Genomic DNA, 15,558 nt, shown 5'->3' on the forward strand with positions numbered 1-15,558 from the left:
GGGTCAAACCGGCAAGATCAAGAAGGGGGCGTGGGAAACCGTGCCCCCTTTTTCGTGCGCCATGATCGACCAGTGAGAAGCCCGAACAAGGACTGCACCGTCTCGAACGCCTCTGGAGAATCAGGCGTCAATCCGGGCCTGGGGTGGCCTGGCCTTCACACTTCATTCACCCTGATGATCGAAGCCTAAGCTCCAAACCCCGATTTTAAACAGGTTTTAAGCCGCTCAGAATAAACACATGCCAGATTTTTGCACAGTTGAGTGGCGATGTTTGACAGGGCGGAAACAAGATACGCGATCTTCGGCGTCCTCTTCGGCCTGATGTTCCCGGCCGGCAGCGTCGCCTTTGAGCGATATGTAATCGGCTCGCAATTCTCCTCCCTCGGAGAACTCTTTGCGCTCAACCCGATCCACGCAATCGTCTGCATGGCCCCCTTCGTGCTCGGCTTCACCTTCTGGCGGCTCGGCGTGACCTATGCCCGCGTCCAGGCGCAGATGCACCGGGCACAGGAGGCGGAACAGGATCTCAGTCTGATCGTGAAGACCGATACGCTCACGGGTCGCGGAAACCGCTACAGTCTTCGCCAAGACATCCGCGCGCTTGAGAAGGACGGCTCGTCGGGCCGCGTCCTTCTCATCGATCTCGACAAGTTCAAGTTCATCAACGACACGCTCGGCCACCATGTGGGTGACGCGCTTCTGGTCTCGCTGTCAGAGCGTGTGGGCGATATCGTCGCCGGCAAGGGCGCTCTCTACAGGCTCGGGGGCGATGAGTTCGTCGTCTTGTGCAACAACTGCGATGACGAAGGTGCCGCCGAACTGGCAGGGCGGATCGGCGAGGCGGTCTCGCAGCCGTTTGATATCTGCAACACCCGCGTTACCTGCGGCTGCTCCATCGGTATCGCGGCTTTCAGCCCGGAGACACCGGGCATGAGCGTGGTTCTCGCTCGTGCCGATCTGGCGCTCTACGAGGCCAAACAGACCTTTGGGAACGCCTACAACTTCTACACCGAGGAAATGTCGCGGGAAGCCGAAACCCGGATGCAGATGGAGACCGCCATCCGCATGGGGATGGAGCGAGACGAGTTTTTCCTCGAGTTTCAGCCCATCCTCGGCGTCGAAGCGAAGAAACTGCGTGGGTTCGAGGCGCTCGCCCGCTGGCATCACCCCGAACAGGGGCTCGTGATGCCGACCGCCTTCATTCCGATCGCGGAGATCTCTGGCACGATTATTCCGCTCGGCGAGAAGCTGTTGCAAATGGCCTGTGCCGAAGCCATCAAATGGCCGACGCCGCTGACAGTTTCGGTCAATGTCTCCGTAGAGCAGTTCAAGCATCGCCTCTTCGTCGATCAGGTGCGCGGCGCGCTCGACGCAAGCGGCCTCGCGCCCGGTCGCCTGATCCTCGAGATGACCGAATCCATCTTCGCGCTCGACACGGACATGATCCGCGAAACCTTCGATCAGCTTCACCGCCTCGGCGTGCGCTTTGCGCTCGATGATTTCGGCACCGGATACAGTTCGATCAATCACCTCCGCCAGCTCGATTTCGATTACCTCAAACTGGACGGCTCCTTCGCCACCAGCATGATTGACGATCCCCGCGAGCACCGGCTGGTCCAGACTATCATCGATCTCGCACAGCATTTCGATCTCGAGACCTCGGCGGAAGGTATCGAGACACCGGAGCAATTCGAGTCGATGCGCGCGAGCGGTATCAGCGAAGCGCAGGGTTTCCTGTTCGCACATCCTTTGAGTGCAGATGTGATCGCATCCTACCTCGAGAACGATCAAAAAACCCGGTCGGAAGAGGACAAGGGCGCGGCATAAGCCCCTGTGAGCTGGTCTGCGGCCTGCCAATCGAGCATTCCTCTGGCCCCCGAGACCCGAATCCCCTAAACGGGCGGCAAGTTTGAAGGAAAAGCCATGGCCCGGATTCTCGTCACCTCCGCCCTGCCTTACATCAACGGCATCAAGCATCTCGGCAATCTCGTCGGCAGCCAGCTGCCTGCGGATGTCTACGCCCGCTTCGAGCGCGCGCGCGGCAACGAGGTGATGTTCATCTGTGCCACGGACGAACACGGCACACCCGCCGAGCTTGCCGCCGCCAAGACCGGCGAGCCGGTTGCGGACTACTGCGCGCGCATGTGGCAGGTCCAGAAGGACATCGCCGACGGCTTCCGCCTTTCCTTCGACCATTTCGGCCGCTCTTCCTCGAAGCGCAACCATGCGCTGACCCAGCACTTCGCCGGCAAGCTGGCAGAAGCCGGGCTGATCGAGGAAGTTTCCGAAAAACAGGTCTACTCCCACACTGACGGGCGCTTCCTTCCCGATCGCTACATCGAAGGCACCTGCCCCAACTGCGGCTACGACCGCGCCCGCGGCGACCAGTGCGAGAACTGCACCAAGCAGCTCGACCCGACCGACCTGATCGACCCGCGCTCGGCGATCTCCGGCTCCACCGACCTCGAGGTGCGCGAGACCAAGCACCTCTACCTCAGGCAATCCGCCATGCGCGACCGCCTGCGCGAGTGGATCGACAGCAAGACGGACTGGCCGATCCTGACTACCTCCATCGCGAAGAAATGGCTCGACGATGGCGACGGCCTGCAGGATCGCGGCATAACCCGCGATCTCGACTGGGGCATCCCGGTGAAGAAGGGCGCGGAAGACTGGCCCGGCATGGAAGGCAAGGTCTTCTACGTCTGGTTCGACGCGCCTATCGAGTATATCGCCGCCTCCGCCGAATGGGCCGATGCCACCGGGCAGACGGATACCGCCTGGGAGCGATGGTGGCGCACGGACAAGGGCGCCGACGATGTGCGCTACGTCCAGTTTATGGGCAAGGACAACGTCCCCTTCCACACGCTGTCCTTCCCCGCGACCATCCTCGGATCGGGAGAGCCGTGGAAGCTCGTGGACTACATCAAGTCATTCAACTACCTGAATTACGACGGCGGCAAGTTTTCCACCAGCCAGGGCCGCGGCGTCTTCATGGACCAGGCCCTCGATATCCTGCCTTCGGATTACTGGCGCTGGTGGCTGATGTCGAACGTGCCCGAGACCTCCGATTCCAACTTCACCTGGGAAGGTTTCCAGGCGGGCGTGAACAAGGATCTCGCGGACGTGCTCGGCAATTTCGTCAGCCGCGTGACCAAGTTTGCCCGCTCGCGCTTCGACGAGACGGTGCCCGAGGGCGGGAGCTACGGTCCGGCCGAGGACGCGCTCATCGCAGAGCTTTCCACCCGCATCCGCGCCTATGAGAAGCAGATGGACGCCATCGAGATCCGCAAGGGCGCGCAGGAACTCCGCGCGATCTGGGTCGCGGGCAACGAATACCTGCAGGCCGCAGCCCCCTGGGCCGCCTTCAAGACCGACCCGGAACGCGCCGCCGCCATTGTCCGCCTCTCGCTGAACCTCGTGCGGCTTTACGCCGTACTGTCGCGCCCCTTCGTGCCGGATGCCTCCGCCGCCATGCTCGCCGCGTTCGGGCTGGAGGATGCGGACTGGCCCGAAGATGTCACCGAGGCACTCGCGGCCATTCCGCCAGGCACGAAGTTCACCACGCCGGACGTGCTCTTCGCCAAGATCACCGACGAGGCGCGCGAAGGGTTCGAGGCCCGGTTCGCGGGCACCTGATGCCCGCCGACCCACAGGACACACCGCCCGCGCCGACCGATACGCGCGCCATGCAGTTCTGGGATCGGGTCGCCCCCAAATATGCCGCCCTCGCCGTCCGAGATACCGAAAGCTACGCCGAGAAGCTGAAACGCACCCGCGCGCGCCTCACGCCGAACATGGACCTTCTCGAGATCGGCTGCGGCACGGGCACCACGGCGCTGAAACTCGCCCCGAACGTCCGACACATCCGCGCGACGGATTTCTCCGAAACCATGCTGGAGATCGCCCGCGACAAGGCCGGTCAAGCCGGGATCGAGAATGTGAGTTTCGAGCGGATCGACGCACAATTGCCACTTTCAGACGGGCCCGGCTACGACGCGGTCCTTGCCTTCAATGTGCTCCATCTGGTGCCGGATCTCGACCTCGTGCTCGAACGCGTGGCCTCGGCCCTGAAACCCGGCGGGCTCTTCATCAGCAGCACCTTCTGCCTTTCCGATGGCATGTCCGCCTTTCGCCCCCTGGCTTGGGTGGGCAACCGGCTCGGTCTCCTCCCGCAACTGAGGTTTCTCGCATCCGAGACCCTCGTGCAGAAGATGCGCGACCACGGGCTCTCCGTTGAGGAAAGCTGGAAACCGGGGCGGGCAAAATCGCATTTCATGATCGCTAGCAAGACCTGATACCGGCCAGCCTGCCATTCGCTCGGGCAGTATCGCGCCCCCCGCCTCACAGGCGCTTGAACGGGGCGCAGAAGGCACACCGGATCACTTGCCCACCCCCCTCTGCACCCTAATTCTCCTGCAAAGGAGGATCACATGCTTGATTTCTCGGCCGAAACCCTGGCGCGGTTCCAGTTCGCCTTCACCGTTTCGTTCCACATCATCTTTCCGGCCTTCTCCATCGGGCTGGCAAGCTTTCTCGCGGTCCTGAATGCGCAATGGCTGCGCACCCGCGACGAGACCTATCTTTCGCTTTTCGAATACTGGAAGAAGATCTTCGCCATTGCCTTCGGCATGGGCGTCGTCTCGGGCATCGTCATGTCCTACCAGTTCGGCACAAACTGGAGCGTGTTCTCGGACCGCACCGGCCCCATTCTCGGCCCGCTCATGGCCTACGAGGTGCTGACCGCCTTCTTCCTCGAAGCGGGCTTCCTCGGCGTCATGCTCTTCGGGCGCAACCGCGTGGGCGACGGCCTGCACATGTTCGCCACGGCAATGGTCGCCATCGGCACGCTGATCTCGGCCACCTGGATCCTCTCGGTGAACTCCTGGATGCACACGCCCGCGGGCTACACCATCACCGAGGAAGGCATCTTCCACCCCGAGGACTGGTGGGCCATCGTCTTCAACCCGTCCTTCCCCTACCGTCTCGTGCACATGGTGCTCGCGGCCTTCCTCACCACGGCCTTCGTGGTGGGTGGTGTCGGCGCACTCCACCTCCTGCGCCGCGGCCCGGACCTGCCTGCCGCGCGGCGGATGTTCTCCATGGCCATGTGGATGGCCGCGATCGTCACCCCGATCCAGATCTTCGCCGGCGACCAGCACGGGCTCAACACGCTCGAATACCAGCCCGCCAAGGTCATGGCGATGGAAGGCCACTACGAGAGCCACCCGGACGGTGCGCCGCTCATCCTCTTCGGCATTCCCAACCCGGAAGAGAAACGCATCGACTACGCCGTCGAAATTCCCAAGCTGTCGAGCCTGATCCTCAAGCACGACCTGAACGCGCCGCTTGACGGCCTCGATACCGTTCCGGACGAGGATGAGCCCCCCGTTTCCATCGTCTTCTTCAGCTTCCGGATCATGATCGGCCTCGGTTTCGCGATGCTGGGCATCGGCCTGTGGAGCCTGTGGCTGCGTCGCCGCGGCACGCTCTACGACAACCGCTGGTTCCACCGCGCCGTGCTCGCGTTGAGCCCCGCAGGTTTCGTCGCGCTGCTCGCAGGCTGGATCACCACCGAGGTCGGCCGCCAGCCCTACACGGTCTACGGCCTGATGCGCACGGCGGAGTCGCACTCCCCCATTGCCGCACCGGCCGTGGCCACGTCGCTCGTCGCCTTCATCGTGGTCTATTTCTTCGTCTTCGGCGCTGGCGCCTTCTACATCCTCAAGCTGATGAACAAGCCTGTCGGCGGCGATGTGGGCGAAATGCGCAAGGGGCCGCTGCGCTCGGGCGGCATCACGCCTGCGGGCCAGATGCACCAGCACCACCACCGCCGGGTCTGAGGGAGGCACGCATGGAATTCGATCTCGCATTCATCTGGGCCGGGCTCATCGCCTTTGCCGTGCTCACCTACATCATCCTCGACGGGTTCGACCTCGGCGTCGGCATCCTCTTTCCCACCTGCCCCGAGGAAAGCGACCGTGATGTGATGATGAACTCGGTCGCCCCGGTCTGGGACGGCAACGAGACCTGGCTCGTGCTGGGCGGGGGCGGCCTCTTTGCCGTCTTTCCACTGGCCTACTCGGTCGTCCTGCCGGCCCTCTACATGCCCATCATTCTCATGCTGCTGGCCCTCGTCTTTCGGGGCGTCTCCTTCGAGTACCGCTGGCGAACAAAACGCTGGAAACGCGTCTGGGATCGCTCTTTCTTCGCCGGATCGCTTATGGCCGCGCTCATGCAGGGCATCGCCCTCGGCGCGTTGGTCCAGGGCATCGAGATGGAAAACCGCGCCTATGCGGGCGGCTGGTGGGACTGGCTCACCCCCTTCTCCGTGCTGACCGGCGTGGCGGTCGCGGTGGGCTACGCGCTCCTCGGCGCGACATGGCTACACTGGAAGACCTCCGGGCTCCTGCAGCTGAGGATGCGCAGCTACGCGCGCCCGCTCGCCATCGCGACCCTCGCCTTCATGGGGATCGTCAGCCTGCTGACACCCTTCCAAGACATCACGTATTTCCAGCGCTGGTTCGCCTGGCCCGGCATCGCCTTCAGCCTCGCCGTGCCGCTTCTCGTGGCGGGCACGTTCTGGATGCTGATGACCGGTCTGCGTGACCGGAAGGACCTGCGCCCCTTTCTCGCAGCTCTTGGCCTGTTCGTGCTGGCCTATATCGGCATCGGGGTCAGCTTCTATCCCAACATCATCCCGCCGAACCTCACGATCTGGGAAGCCGCGGCCCCGGATTCGAGCCTGAAGTTCGTGCTGGCCGGCACAGTGGTGCTCATCCCGCTGATCCTCGCGTACACCGCCTGGGCCTACTGGGTCTTCCGCGGCAAGGTCGACCCGGATGCGGGGTATCACTGATGCGCAACGACAGTTCCCTCAAACGCATCGCGTGGTTCGTGGCTCTCTGGCTCGCGGGTGTGGCTTCGGTCACGCTCGTGGCCCTCGTGATCCGCGCGGCCCTGTCTTGAGTCCGGCAGGCCCGATCCTGTCTGTGGCCACCCGGTAGCGCGACAGTCCAAAACCCGATGTTCCCGATCCGAGATCACAACCCCTCTCGCCGTACGCCTTTCGTGACCTGGAGCCTGATCGCGCTCAATGTCGCGATCTTCCTCGCGACCCTGCCTTACTTTGCCGACGACCGGCTCCTCGGCGCGCTCTACTGGAATTGGGGTCTGGTCCCGGCAAGGATCAGCGCGGGCGAGGGCTTCGGCGGCATCCTGACCTCCATGTTCCTGCATGGCGGTTGGCTGCACCTGGGCGGCAACATGCTGTTTCTCTGGATCTTCGGAGACAATCTCGAGGATCAGTTCGGCCACCTGCCGTTCCTCGGTTTCTACCTTGCCTCCGGTATCGGCGCCGCCCTTGCGCAATATGTGGCGGCCCCCTTCAGCCTCGTGCCAATGGTCGGCGCCTCGGGCGCGATCGCGGGCGTGCTCGGCGGCTACCTGCTGCTTTTTCCGAAAGCGCGCGTCGATGTCCTGCTGATCATCATCGTCTTCGTGCGCATTCTCGTGCTCCCGGCTTGGGTCATGCTCGGCTACTGGTTCGTCCTCCAGGCGGTCAGCGGATATGCCAGCCTCGGGTCGGATGGAGGTGGGGTGGCCTATCTCGCCCATGCGGGCGGGTTCGTCGCGGGCGCCCTTCTCGCACTCCCCTGGTGGCTCCGCGCAGGTGGCCCCCGCTTCTGGCATCGCTGCCACGGTTTCCCGCCGCATGGAGCCGGCCGGCCCGTCACCATACGCCAGACGACCATCCCGAGGGTCCGCCGCAAACGGCGCGGGAGCTGAGAAAAAAGAAAGCCGCGCGCCCCGGTCAAAGGCACACGGCTCCGTCTCGCTTTCAGAGGTAGGTCGCGCGGATCAGACCCGCAGACACCACCGCATGATGGCCTTCTGCGCATGAAGCCGGTTCTCGGCCTCATCGAAGATCACCGAATTCGGCCCGTCCATCACCCCATCGGAGGCCTCTTCGCCGCGATGTGCCGGCAGGCAATGCATGAAGAGCGCATTGCCCCCCGCCGCCGCCATCAGCGCCTCGTTGACCTGATAGGGCCGCAGCATCGCATGGCGTCGCTGGCGCGCACTTTCCGGATCATGCATGGACATCCAGGTATCCGTGACGATCAGGCTCGCGCCATTCGCGGCCTTCAACGGATCGCGCTCGATCTCCACCGTCGAGCCCTTCCCGCGCGCGAACGCCACCGCTTCCGGATCGGGGTCGAGGGCTTCCGGCCCGGTAAAGGTCAAATCGAACCCCAGCTGCCCGGCCGCATGAAGGAAGGAGGTGCAGACATTGTTGCCATCCCCCGCCCAGACGACCTTCCTGCCCTTGATTGGCCCGCGATGCTCCTCGAAGGTCAGCATGTCCGCCATGATCTGGCACGGATGGCTCGCGTCCGTCAGCCCGTTGATCACCGGCACGGTGGCATACTCGGCCAGTTCGAGAAGGGTCTCCTCCTTGAACGTCCGGATCATGATGAGATCGACATAGCGCGACAGAACGCGTGCCGTATCCGCGATGGTCTCGCCGTGGCCGAGCTGCATGTCCTTGCCCGAGAGCACCAGCGTCTCGCCGCCGAGCTGGCGCACGCCCACGTCGAAGCTCACCCGCGTTCGCGTCGAGGGTTTCTCGAAGACGAGCGCGACCATGCGCCCCGCCAGGGGCACACCATCGTCGGGCGCGCCCTTGGGTTGGCCGGTGCGCGCGGTCTTCATCGCCGCGGCCTGCGTCAGGATCCCGCGCAGATCCTCGGAGGTCAGCTTATGCAAATCGAGGAAATGTCTCATTCTGCAGGCTCCGTCTCGAAACTCGCCGCCACGGCCTCCAGCCGGGCCAGCGCCTCGTCCACCTCCGCATCGGTAAGGTTCAGGGGCGGCAGAAGCCGCACGACATTGTCCGCCGCCGGCACCACAAGCACGCGCGTGTCATAGCCCGCGCGCACGACATCCGCGTTCGGCTTGACGCATTTCAGGCCGAGCATCAGCCCCTCGCCGCGAATGCCCTTGAAGACGTCCGGGTGGGAGGCCACGAGCCCTTCGAGCCCCTGGCGCAACCGCCCCGAAATGCGCGAGACATCCGCCAGGAAGGCCGGATCGGACACGATGTCCATCACCGCACAGCCCACGGCGCAGGCCAGCGGGTTGCCGCCATAAGTCGAGCCATGGGTGCCCGCCGTCATGCCGCGCGCCGCGTCCTCGGTCGCAAGGCAGGCACCGAGCGGAAAGCCCCCGCCAATGCCCTTGGCCACCATCATGATATCCGGCGTGACCCCGGACCACTCATGGGCGAAGAGCTTGCCGGTCCGGCCCACACCGCACTGAACCTCGTCGAGCACGAGAAGCAGACCATGGGCATCGCAGATCTCTCGCAGCCCCTTCAGGAAGCCTTCGGGTGCCACGACGATCCCGCCCTCACCCTGGATCGGCTCGACCATGATCGCCGCGGTCTCCGAACCCACCAGGGCCCGCACCGCGTCGAGATCCCCGTAGGGTGCCTGGTCGAAACCGGGCAGCAAAGGCCCGAACCCGTCCACCATCTTGGCTCCGCCCACGGCGGAGATCGGCGCGATGGACCGGCCGTGGAACGCCCCCTTGAAGGTGATGATCCTGTGCCGCTCCGGGGTCTCCGAGCCGTGGAAATACTTCCGCGCCATCTTGATCGCGCACTCGGCCGCTTCCGTACCCGAATTGGTGAAGAAGACGGTATCGGCGAAGGTATGTTCGACCAGCCGCTCGGCCAGCGCCTCCTGGTTCGGCACCTTGTAGAGGTTCGAGGTGTGCCACAGTCGTCGCGCCTGCTCTTCCACTGCCTTAACGAGTGCGGGATGCGCATGACCCAGGGCATTCACGGCAATGCCGGCCCCCAGATCGAGATAGCGCTCCCCGCTTTCCTCTATGAGCCAGGGGCCCTCGCCTTTGACAAAGGACAAGGGCGCCCGCGCGTAGGCTGGAAGAACGGGCGAAATCACCGGACAAAACTCCTCTCGCGGCCACCTCCAAAAGCAAAAAGCCCCACGGGCGGCCGAGGCGTGGGGCGAGCGACGTTTCTTGCCGCATCGCTCGCCCCAAGTCAATCAAGCCCGCGCAGGAATGCAAGGCTCGTCGGAAGACGCGAGGTCAGGCCGCCCTGCCCAGCTCCGCGTCCTTCGCGTCCGAACCCGTCGAGCCGGCCTTCGCATAGGCCTTCCACCGCTTTACCAGTCGCTTGGGCTTCTCCGCAAAGATCCGTGCGCCCAGCGCAAAGGCCTCCGCTTCCAGATCGGCCTTGCGGCGCTCCACGAGCGTGAGTGCGACCTCGACCGTCCTGCCGTCGCCGAACGTTTCGGGATCATCGCGCAGGGCATCCGCGAAGACCGCCAGATCGTGGTGATCGCCGAGCAGATCGCCCAGCGTATCGGCCGCATCCGCATGCGCCACCATCACGTCGGGCCAGACATGGCGCAGAAGTTCCGCATGGAAGCGATGGTATTTCACCCGCTTCCGCCAGTCATGTATCGCCTCGTCGCTGCGGGTTTCGCGAGCGGCGTCCATCGCCTTGCGTCCGCGCGCATAGGTCTTCTTCATCCCATCGAAGGCGGTGCCGAACCCCTTGCCCCCGATCTTCCAGTTCTCCGCCGCGCCGGCCGCTGTCTGGAGCACCCCTCGCACCGCCGCCAGTTCCTCGGAGCGATGGTCGTCCTCGAGAAGCGCCTTGCGCTGCAAGGTCAGCCGCCGACGGATCTGTCCGAAGGCCTGCCGGTCGATCTCCGCATCGTAATGCTCGGCCAGCTTGTCGTAGGTCTCGATGAGAACATCCGCATCCCGAATGCCCGAGAGCCGGCGTGCGGCATCCCGGAAGCGCGCATTCTCGCGCTTGTATCCATCGAAGCCCGGCCGTGCCAGCCGGACAAGTCCGCGCAGCTTCTTGCAGCGCTTGCGCACCTGGTGGACCGTCTCGTCGCGATCGAGGTCCGGGTCGTCGATCTCCGCAATCGCGGTCCGGATCTGGTCAAGCGCAATCCGCCGCACGCCATCCTGCAGCGACCCATCTTTCTCGGATTTCAGTGAAAAGGCCATGTGTCCTCCGCTGATTATCTCGTCCAAAACAGCAGCGCGGACGGAAACTCGTCCGCCCGCGCCGCCGATACAACAGTACCCAGCACTCAAACCTTGAACTCGAAACTCAGAACTCGGAACCCGAAACTCAGAACTTGAGCACGTAGTTCTCGCCCACGTCGGGCTTCTCGTCGGTCACCTTCGATTTGGCGATCTCGTAGGCGAAGGAAAGACTGCTGGTCGTGGTCGACCAGATTTCTCCCTCCACGAGGCGGAAGCGGAGAAGCTGCACGTTCGGGTCGCGGCGCCCGCCCTCGAACCAGCTGTCGGCCACCGCATTCCAAAGCTCGTCGAGCTTCATGGAATTGTTCTCGAGCGACAGCTCACCGATGAGATTGGCATAGATTCCTTCCGACATGCTCGTCAGAACGTAATGCGCTGCCCGCGGCCCGCCCTTCACGCTCTCGACGATCTCGGACCCGTCCGCGCCGATGAACCAGAGGGTGGAGTCCCCCTTGTCGCAATAGTGCGTCATCGGAACCATCCGGTGCGCCACATCGAGCCCCAGCATCCCCGCGCGGACATCGGACAGCCTCTGCCAAAAGTCCCTCTGACGCTCGACGCTCGCGTTTTCCAGCACTGCGGTATCCATCATGCGCTCCTTCTTGATCTGTTCATTCCAGTTGCCCCGGCTCCCCACGGAAGCCGCGGACGTTTCGTTGCCCAATGCCGGGATGCGGATTTCGTTCCCGATGGAGATGCGGGAGGACGACACAACGACTACACGATGACTTGACCCCGATCACACGAGGCCGCTATCGCGTGGCGGAAATGAGGAGTTGGTCAACGTGACACTTTATCACGCCATCACGGAAGTCGGCAGCAAGGCCGCGGCACAGGCAATCTTCGACGCGCTCGACGAGGTCTATCCGGCCCCCAAGGCATCGGGCACCCATGACCGGGACGACGGCACGGGCATCTGGGAAGTCGGCGCCTATTTCGACGGGCGTCCCGACGAGACCATGCTCGCCATCATCGCCACCATGCACGGCGCCAAGGAATTCAGCGTCGCGCCCGTGGGCACGAAGGACTGGATGGCCCAGGTGCGCGCAGGCCTTACACCGGTGCGCGCGGGCCGCTTCATCGTCTACGGCAGTCATGATCGCGAGAGCGTTCCCTCGAACCTCATCGGTCTCGAGATCGAGGCCGCACTTGCCTTCGGAACTGGCCACCACGCCACGACGCAAGGCTGCCTCATCGCCTTCGACAAGCTGCTCCGCCAGGGCTACTGGCCAAAGCGGATCGCGGATATTGGTGGCGGAACCGGCGTGCTCGCCATGGCCGCCGCCAGGAGCTGCGCGGCCGACATCATCGCCTCGGACATTGACGCGCTCGCGACCGAGACCGCGAAGGCCAACGCCCGCGCCAACCGCCTCAATGGCCGCATTCGCTGCGTCACCGCCGCGGGCTTCCAGCACAGCGAGCTGCGCGCGCGCGCACCTTACGATCTCATCCTGTCGAACATTCTGGCAGGCCCGCTGAAGCGGCTCGCCCCCCAGATGGTGCGCCACACGAATCCGGGCTCGGTTCTGATCCTGTCGGGAATTCTCGCCCGCCAGGCAGCCTCCGTCGAAGCGGTCTACCGGGGCTGGGGCTTCTCGCGCCGCGACATCCTGCGCCGCGGCGAATGGGTGGCCCTGACCCTGCAACGGTGAGGTCAGGCCACCCGATGGGGCCGTCTCACGACCAGCGGCCGGTGCGCGCGACGATGGCCTCGATGTCGTAGCGCGTCACACCGATATCGTTCAGTTGCGTGTCGGTGAGCCGCTCCAGCTGACGCCGCGTCTCGATGGCGGCGAAATGGGCGCGCACCCCATGGACCAGCCGCTCAAGTCCATTGATGACGTGATACGCCGTAATGGCTCCGAAGGGGGCGGGGCGGGAAGTTTGCAGTGCAGACATTTCGGAACTCGCTTGGTTCACTCGAAATCGGTCAATCCGATCCATGGCCGATCCATGGCTGAACGGACTTAATATCTGCCTAAGTTTCGTGCAAATGCACAATTCGTATGCCAGATATGCGCCCAGCGCATGAGAGTTCTCCTTTTGTTCACCCTGCACGCCTTTGGCTTGGCGGGGGGCGAGCCATCATGGTAAATCTCGCTCGAGCAGCAAGAAGGACGGCAGCAAATGCGCGTCATCGGAATCGACCCGGGCCTGCGCCGGACGGGTTGGGGCATCGTCGATGTCCAGGCAGGCGAGGTGACGCATGTGGCCAATGGCATCTGCGCCTCGGAAGGAGATGACCTTGCGTCGCGGCTCCTGAGCCTGCACACGCAGTTGAGCCTCGTCTTCGCAAAACACAGCCCCGAGACCGCCGCCGTGGAACAGACCTTCGTCAACAAGGATGCCGCAGGAACCCTCAAGCTCGGACAGGCGCGCGCCATCGCCCTGCTGGTGCCCGCACAGGCCGGGCTCGACGTGGCGGAATACGCGCCCAACACGGTAAAGAAGATCGTGGTCGGCGTCGGCCACGCCCAGAAGGCGCAGGTCGAACACATGATCAAGCTCCAGCTCAAGGACCCGCAGGTCGCAGGTGCCGATGCTGCCGATGCGCTCGCCATCGCGCTCTGCCACGCCCACCACGCGAAATACCAGAGCCGCCTCGCCACCGCGATCTGCAATTCCATGACCGGAGCGCGGGCATGATCGGCAAGATCTCCGGCCGGATCGACATGCGCGGTCCGGACCACGTGCTCATCGACACCGGAGGCGTCGGCTATATCGTCTACTGCTCCGAGCGCACGCTTTCCGCCCTGCCCGGCCTCGGCGAACCCGCCTCGCTCTACACCGAGCTACTGGTGCGCGAAGACCTCCTTCAACTCTTCGGCTTCCGCACACTGGCCGAGCGCGAATGGCACCGGCTTCTCACCTCAGTCCAGGGCGTCGGCGCCCGCGGAGCTCTGGCGATCCTCGGCACGCTGGGCCCCGAGGGCCTGGGACGCGCGCTGTCTCTCGGCGATGCCGCCGCCATCAAAGCCGCGCAGGGCATCGGCCCAAAACTTGCCCAGCGCATCGTGCTCGAGCTTCAGGCCAAGGCGCCCCAGGTCATGGCCATGGGCGCCAGCGGCGCGACCCCGGCCGTCCCGCGCATCAAGCCGAAATCCTCCGAGGCCCCCGCCCCGAGACAGGCCGAAGAGCCTCCCGTTCTGATCGAAAGCGGCCTCGATGCCGCCGCCCAGGCAGACGCGCTCTCGGCGCTCGCCAATCTCGGCTATGCTCCCTCCGAGGCCGCCGCTGCCGTTTCGGAAGCGGCCGAACTGCCGGAAGTCGACGATGCCTCGGGCCTGATCCGCGCCGCCCTGCGCCTCCTTGCGCCAAGTGGATAAACCATGACCGATCCCGATCCGACCCTCCGCCCGGATGAATTGCCCGAGGATGTCGACCGCGCCCTGCGCCCGCAATCCTTGAGCGAATTCATCGGCCAGAAGTCCGCACGCGCCAACCTCGCCGTCTTCATCGAAAGCGCACGGATGCGCGGCCGCGCCATGGATCACACGCTGTTCTACGGTCCTCCTGGCCTCGGCAAGACGACACTCGCACAGATCATGGCCCGCGAGTTGGGCGTCAACTTCCGCATGACCTCCGGCCCGGTACTGGCGCGCGCGGGCGATCTGGCCGCGATCCTCACCAACCTCGATGCGCGCGACGTGCTCTTCATCGACGAAATCCACCGGCTCAACCCGGCCGTGGAGGAAATCCTCTACCCCGCGCTGGAGGATTTCCAGCTCGACCTCGTCATCGGCGAAGGACCTGCCGCCCGGACCGTCCGCATCGAGCTTCAGCCCTTCACCCTCGTCGGCGCAACCACCCGCCTCGGCCTCCTGACCACACCGCTGCGGGACCGGTTCGGCATCCCCGTCCGGCTCGAATTCTACACCGAGGCCGAACTGGTGGAGATCGTCACCCGCGCCGCCCGGCTCCAGAAGGCCGACGCCACGCCCGAGGGCGCACGCGAGATCGCCCGCCGCGCCCGCGGCACCCCACGCATTGCCGGTCGTCTGCTGCGCCGGGTGGTGGATTTCGCACTCGTGGAAGGCAACGGGCGGGTGGACGAAGAAATCGCCGATCGCGCACTCACCCGGCTCGACGTGGACAATCTCGGCCTCGATGGCGCGGATCGCCGGTATCTGCGCCACTTGGCAGAAAACTACGGCGGCGGCCCGGTGGGCGTCGAGACCATCTGCGCCGCCCTTTCCGAAGCCCGCGACGCCGTCGAGGAGGTGATCGAACCCTATCTCCTGCAGGAAGGTCTGATCCAGCGCACCCCACGCGGCAGGATGCTCGCGGCCAAAGCCTGGCACCACCTCGGCCTCGCCGCCCCGCAGCCGGCCACGACCCAGGCGAACCTGTTCGAGTAGCGCGCGCCACCGGGGCGCAATCGCCAGCCCCCCGGAATTCGACACGACTTGATTTACGAGCATGAAACCGCATTGAGACTCGCTTTTAGCGAGAAGCAGCGATTAG

16 protein-coding genes are annotated in these 15,558 nt (G+C 64.5%); 11 read left to right on the forward strand and 5 right to left on the reverse strand.

Features of this window, described 5'->3' with window-relative positions; translation table 11 throughout:
- The first annotated feature begins 267 nt into the window (after positions 1-267).
- The 7 genes from ACP15W_RS10725 (at position 268) to ACP15W_RS10755 (ending at position 7,785) form a co-directional block, all read left to right on the forward strand.
- Complete coding sequence (locus tag ACP15W_RS10725; RefSeq protein WP_424932886.1) at positions 268-1,827, forward strand: putative bifunctional diguanylate cyclase/phosphodiesterase; 1,560 nt, start codon at positions 268-270, stop codon at positions 1,825-1,827.
- 96 nt (positions 1,828-1,923) lie between these two features.
- Positions 1,924-3,636: a methionine--tRNA ligase gene (gene metG, locus ACP15W_RS10730; RefSeq protein WP_424932887.1), complete on the forward strand. Its 1,713-nt coding sequence runs from the start codon at positions 1,924-1,926 to the stop codon at positions 3,634-3,636.
- Entirely contained in the window at positions 3,636-4,295 is a 660-nt protein-coding gene (locus ACP15W_RS10735) for a class I SAM-dependent methyltransferase (RefSeq protein WP_424932888.1), read from the forward strand. Before metG ends, ACP15W_RS10735 begins: the two co-directional genes overlap by 1 nt.
- A 135-nt stretch (positions 4,296-4,430) precedes the next feature.
- On the forward strand, positions 4,431-5,840 hold the full coding sequence (locus ACP15W_RS10740) for a cytochrome ubiquinol oxidase subunit I (protein WP_424932889.1): 1,410 nt from the start codon (positions 4,431-4,433) through the stop codon (positions 5,838-5,840).
- Between the two features lie 11 nt (positions 5,841-5,851).
- A complete protein-coding gene (gene cydB / locus ACP15W_RS10745) occupies positions 5,852-6,856 on the forward strand; it encodes a cytochrome d ubiquinol oxidase subunit II (protein ID WP_424932890.1) in 1,005 nt (334 codons plus the stop codon).
- Positions 6,856-6,966, forward strand: a complete 111-nt coding sequence (locus ACP15W_RS10750; RefSeq protein WP_424932891.1) for a DUF2474 domain-containing protein — start codon at positions 6,856-6,858, stop codon at positions 6,964-6,966. The genes cydB and ACP15W_RS10750 overlap by 1 nt, the downstream gene beginning before the upstream one ends.
- A gap of 57 nt (positions 6,967-7,023) precedes the next feature.
- The gene (locus ACP15W_RS10755) at positions 7,024-7,785 is read left to right on the forward strand and encodes a rhomboid family intramembrane serine protease (protein WP_424932892.1); all 762 of its coding nucleotides are present in this window, start codon (positions 7,024-7,026) and stop codon (positions 7,783-7,785) included.
- 72 nt (positions 7,786-7,857) lie between these two features.
- Here the strand turns inward: ACP15W_RS10755 and argF are convergent, their stop codons facing one another.
- From argF to ACP15W_RS10775, 4 genes are all read right to left on the reverse strand, one after another.
- Complete coding sequence (gene argF, locus ACP15W_RS10760; RefSeq protein ID WP_424932893.1) at positions 7,858-8,784, reverse strand: ornithine carbamoyltransferase; 927 nt, start codon at positions 8,782-8,784, stop codon at positions 7,858-7,860.
- Positions 8,781-9,965: an aspartate aminotransferase family protein gene (locus ACP15W_RS10765; RefSeq protein WP_424932894.1), complete on the reverse strand. Its 1,185-nt coding sequence runs from the start codon at positions 9,963-9,965 to the stop codon at positions 8,781-8,783. Before ACP15W_RS10765 ends, argF begins: the two co-directional genes overlap by 4 nt.
- A 148-nt stretch (positions 9,966-10,113) precedes the next feature.
- Positions 10,114-11,052: a CHAD domain-containing protein gene (locus tag ACP15W_RS10770; protein WP_424932895.1), complete on the reverse strand. Its 939-nt coding sequence runs from the start codon at positions 11,050-11,052 to the stop codon at positions 10,114-10,116.
- Positions 11,053-11,179: 127 nt separating this feature from the next.
- Positions 11,180-11,686: a pyridoxamine 5'-phosphate oxidase family protein gene (locus ACP15W_RS10775; RefSeq protein ID WP_424932896.1), complete on the reverse strand. Its 507-nt coding sequence runs from the start codon at positions 11,684-11,686 to the stop codon at positions 11,180-11,182.
- 193 nt (positions 11,687-11,879) lie between these two features.
- Between ACP15W_RS10775 and ACP15W_RS10780 the strand changes: the two genes are divergently transcribed.
- Complete coding sequence (locus tag ACP15W_RS10780; RefSeq protein WP_424932897.1) at positions 11,880-12,746, forward strand: 50S ribosomal protein L11 methyltransferase; 867 nt, start codon at positions 11,880-11,882, stop codon at positions 12,744-12,746.
- Between the two features lie 25 nt (positions 12,747-12,771).
- Here ACP15W_RS10780 and ACP15W_RS10785 read toward each other — a convergent pair whose 3' ends face one another.
- Positions 12,772-12,993 carry a DUF1127 domain-containing protein gene (locus tag ACP15W_RS10785; RefSeq protein WP_424932898.1) on the reverse strand — a complete coding sequence of 74 codons (222 nt, stop codon included), beginning with the start codon at positions 12,991-12,993 and terminating at the stop codon, positions 12,772-12,774.
- 228 nt (positions 12,994-13,221) lie between these two features.
- Between ACP15W_RS10785 and ruvC the strand changes: the two genes are divergently transcribed.
- From ruvC to ruvB, 3 genes are read left to right on the forward strand one after another with little or no spacing between them, the layout of a single operon-like run.
- Entirely contained in the window at positions 13,222-13,740 is a 519-nt protein-coding gene (gene ruvC / locus ACP15W_RS10790; protein ID WP_424932899.1) for a crossover junction endodeoxyribonuclease RuvC, read from the forward strand.
- Positions 13,737-14,420: a Holliday junction branch migration protein RuvA gene (ruvA, locus tag ACP15W_RS10795; protein WP_424932900.1), complete on the forward strand. Its 684-nt coding sequence runs from the start codon at positions 13,737-13,739 to the stop codon at positions 14,418-14,420. Before ruvC ends, ruvA begins: the two co-directional genes overlap by 4 nt.
- A gap of 3 nt (positions 14,421-14,423) precedes the next feature.
- Complete coding sequence (gene ruvB / locus ACP15W_RS10800; RefSeq protein ID WP_424932901.1) at positions 14,424-15,452, forward strand: Holliday junction branch migration DNA helicase RuvB; 1,029 nt, start codon at positions 14,424-14,426, stop codon at positions 15,450-15,452.
- Positions 15,453-15,558: the final 106 nt, after the last annotated feature.

This window comes from Amaricoccus macauensis (assembly GCF_049800915.1).
Classification (GTDB): domain Bacteria; phylum Pseudomonadota; class Alphaproteobacteria; order Rhodobacterales; family Rhodobacteraceae; genus Amaricoccus; species Amaricoccus macauensis_A.

What these genes read in the sequence shown, in the direction of transcription:
- ACP15W_RS10725 (WP_424932886.1), top strand. Translation starts at nt 268, where the DNA reads ATGTTTGACAGGGCGGAAACAAGATACGCGATCTTCGGCGTCCTCTTC.
- metG (WP_424932887.1), top strand. Translation starts at nt 1,924, where the DNA reads ATGGCCCGGATTCTCGTCACCTCCGCCCTGCCTTACATCAACGGCATC.
- ACP15W_RS10735 (WP_424932888.1), top strand. Translation starts at nt 3,636, where the DNA reads ATGCCCGCCGACCCACAGGACACACCGCCCGCGCCGACCGATACGCGC.
- ACP15W_RS10740 (WP_424932889.1), top strand. Translation starts at nt 4,431, where the DNA reads ATGCTTGATTTCTCGGCCGAAACCCTGGCGCGGTTCCAGTTCGCCTTC.
- cydB (WP_424932890.1), top strand. Translation starts at nt 5,852, where the DNA reads ATGGAATTCGATCTCGCATTCATCTGGGCCGGGCTCATCGCCTTTGCC.
- ACP15W_RS10750 (WP_424932891.1), top strand. Translation starts at nt 6,856, where the DNA reads ATGCGCAACGACAGTTCCCTCAAACGCATCGCGTGGTTCGTGGCTCTC.
- ACP15W_RS10755 (WP_424932892.1), top strand. Translation starts at nt 7,024, where the DNA reads ATGTTCCCGATCCGAGATCACAACCCCTCTCGCCGTACGCCTTTCGTG.
- argF (WP_424932893.1), bottom strand. Translation starts at nt 8,784, where the DNA reads ATGAGACATTTCCTCGATTTGCATAAGCTGACCTCCGAGGATCTGCGC.
- ACP15W_RS10770 (WP_424932895.1), bottom strand. Translation starts at nt 11,052, where the DNA reads ATGGCCTTTTCACTGAAATCCGAGAAAGATGGGTCGCTGCAGGATGGC.
- ACP15W_RS10775 (WP_424932896.1), bottom strand. Translation starts at nt 11,686, where the DNA reads ATGATGGATACCGCAGTGCTGGAAAACGCGAGCGTCGAGCGTCAGAGG.
- ACP15W_RS10785 (WP_424932898.1), bottom strand. Translation starts at nt 12,993, where the DNA reads ATGTCTGCACTGCAAACTTCCCGCCCCGCCCCCTTCGGAGCCATTACG.
- ruvC (WP_424932899.1), top strand. Translation starts at nt 13,222, where the DNA reads ATGCGCGTCATCGGAATCGACCCGGGCCTGCGCCGGACGGGTTGGGGC.
- ruvA (WP_424932900.1), top strand. Translation starts at nt 13,737, where the DNA reads ATGATCGGCAAGATCTCCGGCCGGATCGACATGCGCGGTCCGGACCAC.
- ruvB (WP_424932901.1), top strand. Translation starts at nt 14,424, where the DNA reads ATGACCGATCCCGATCCGACCCTCCGCCCGGATGAATTGCCCGAGGAT.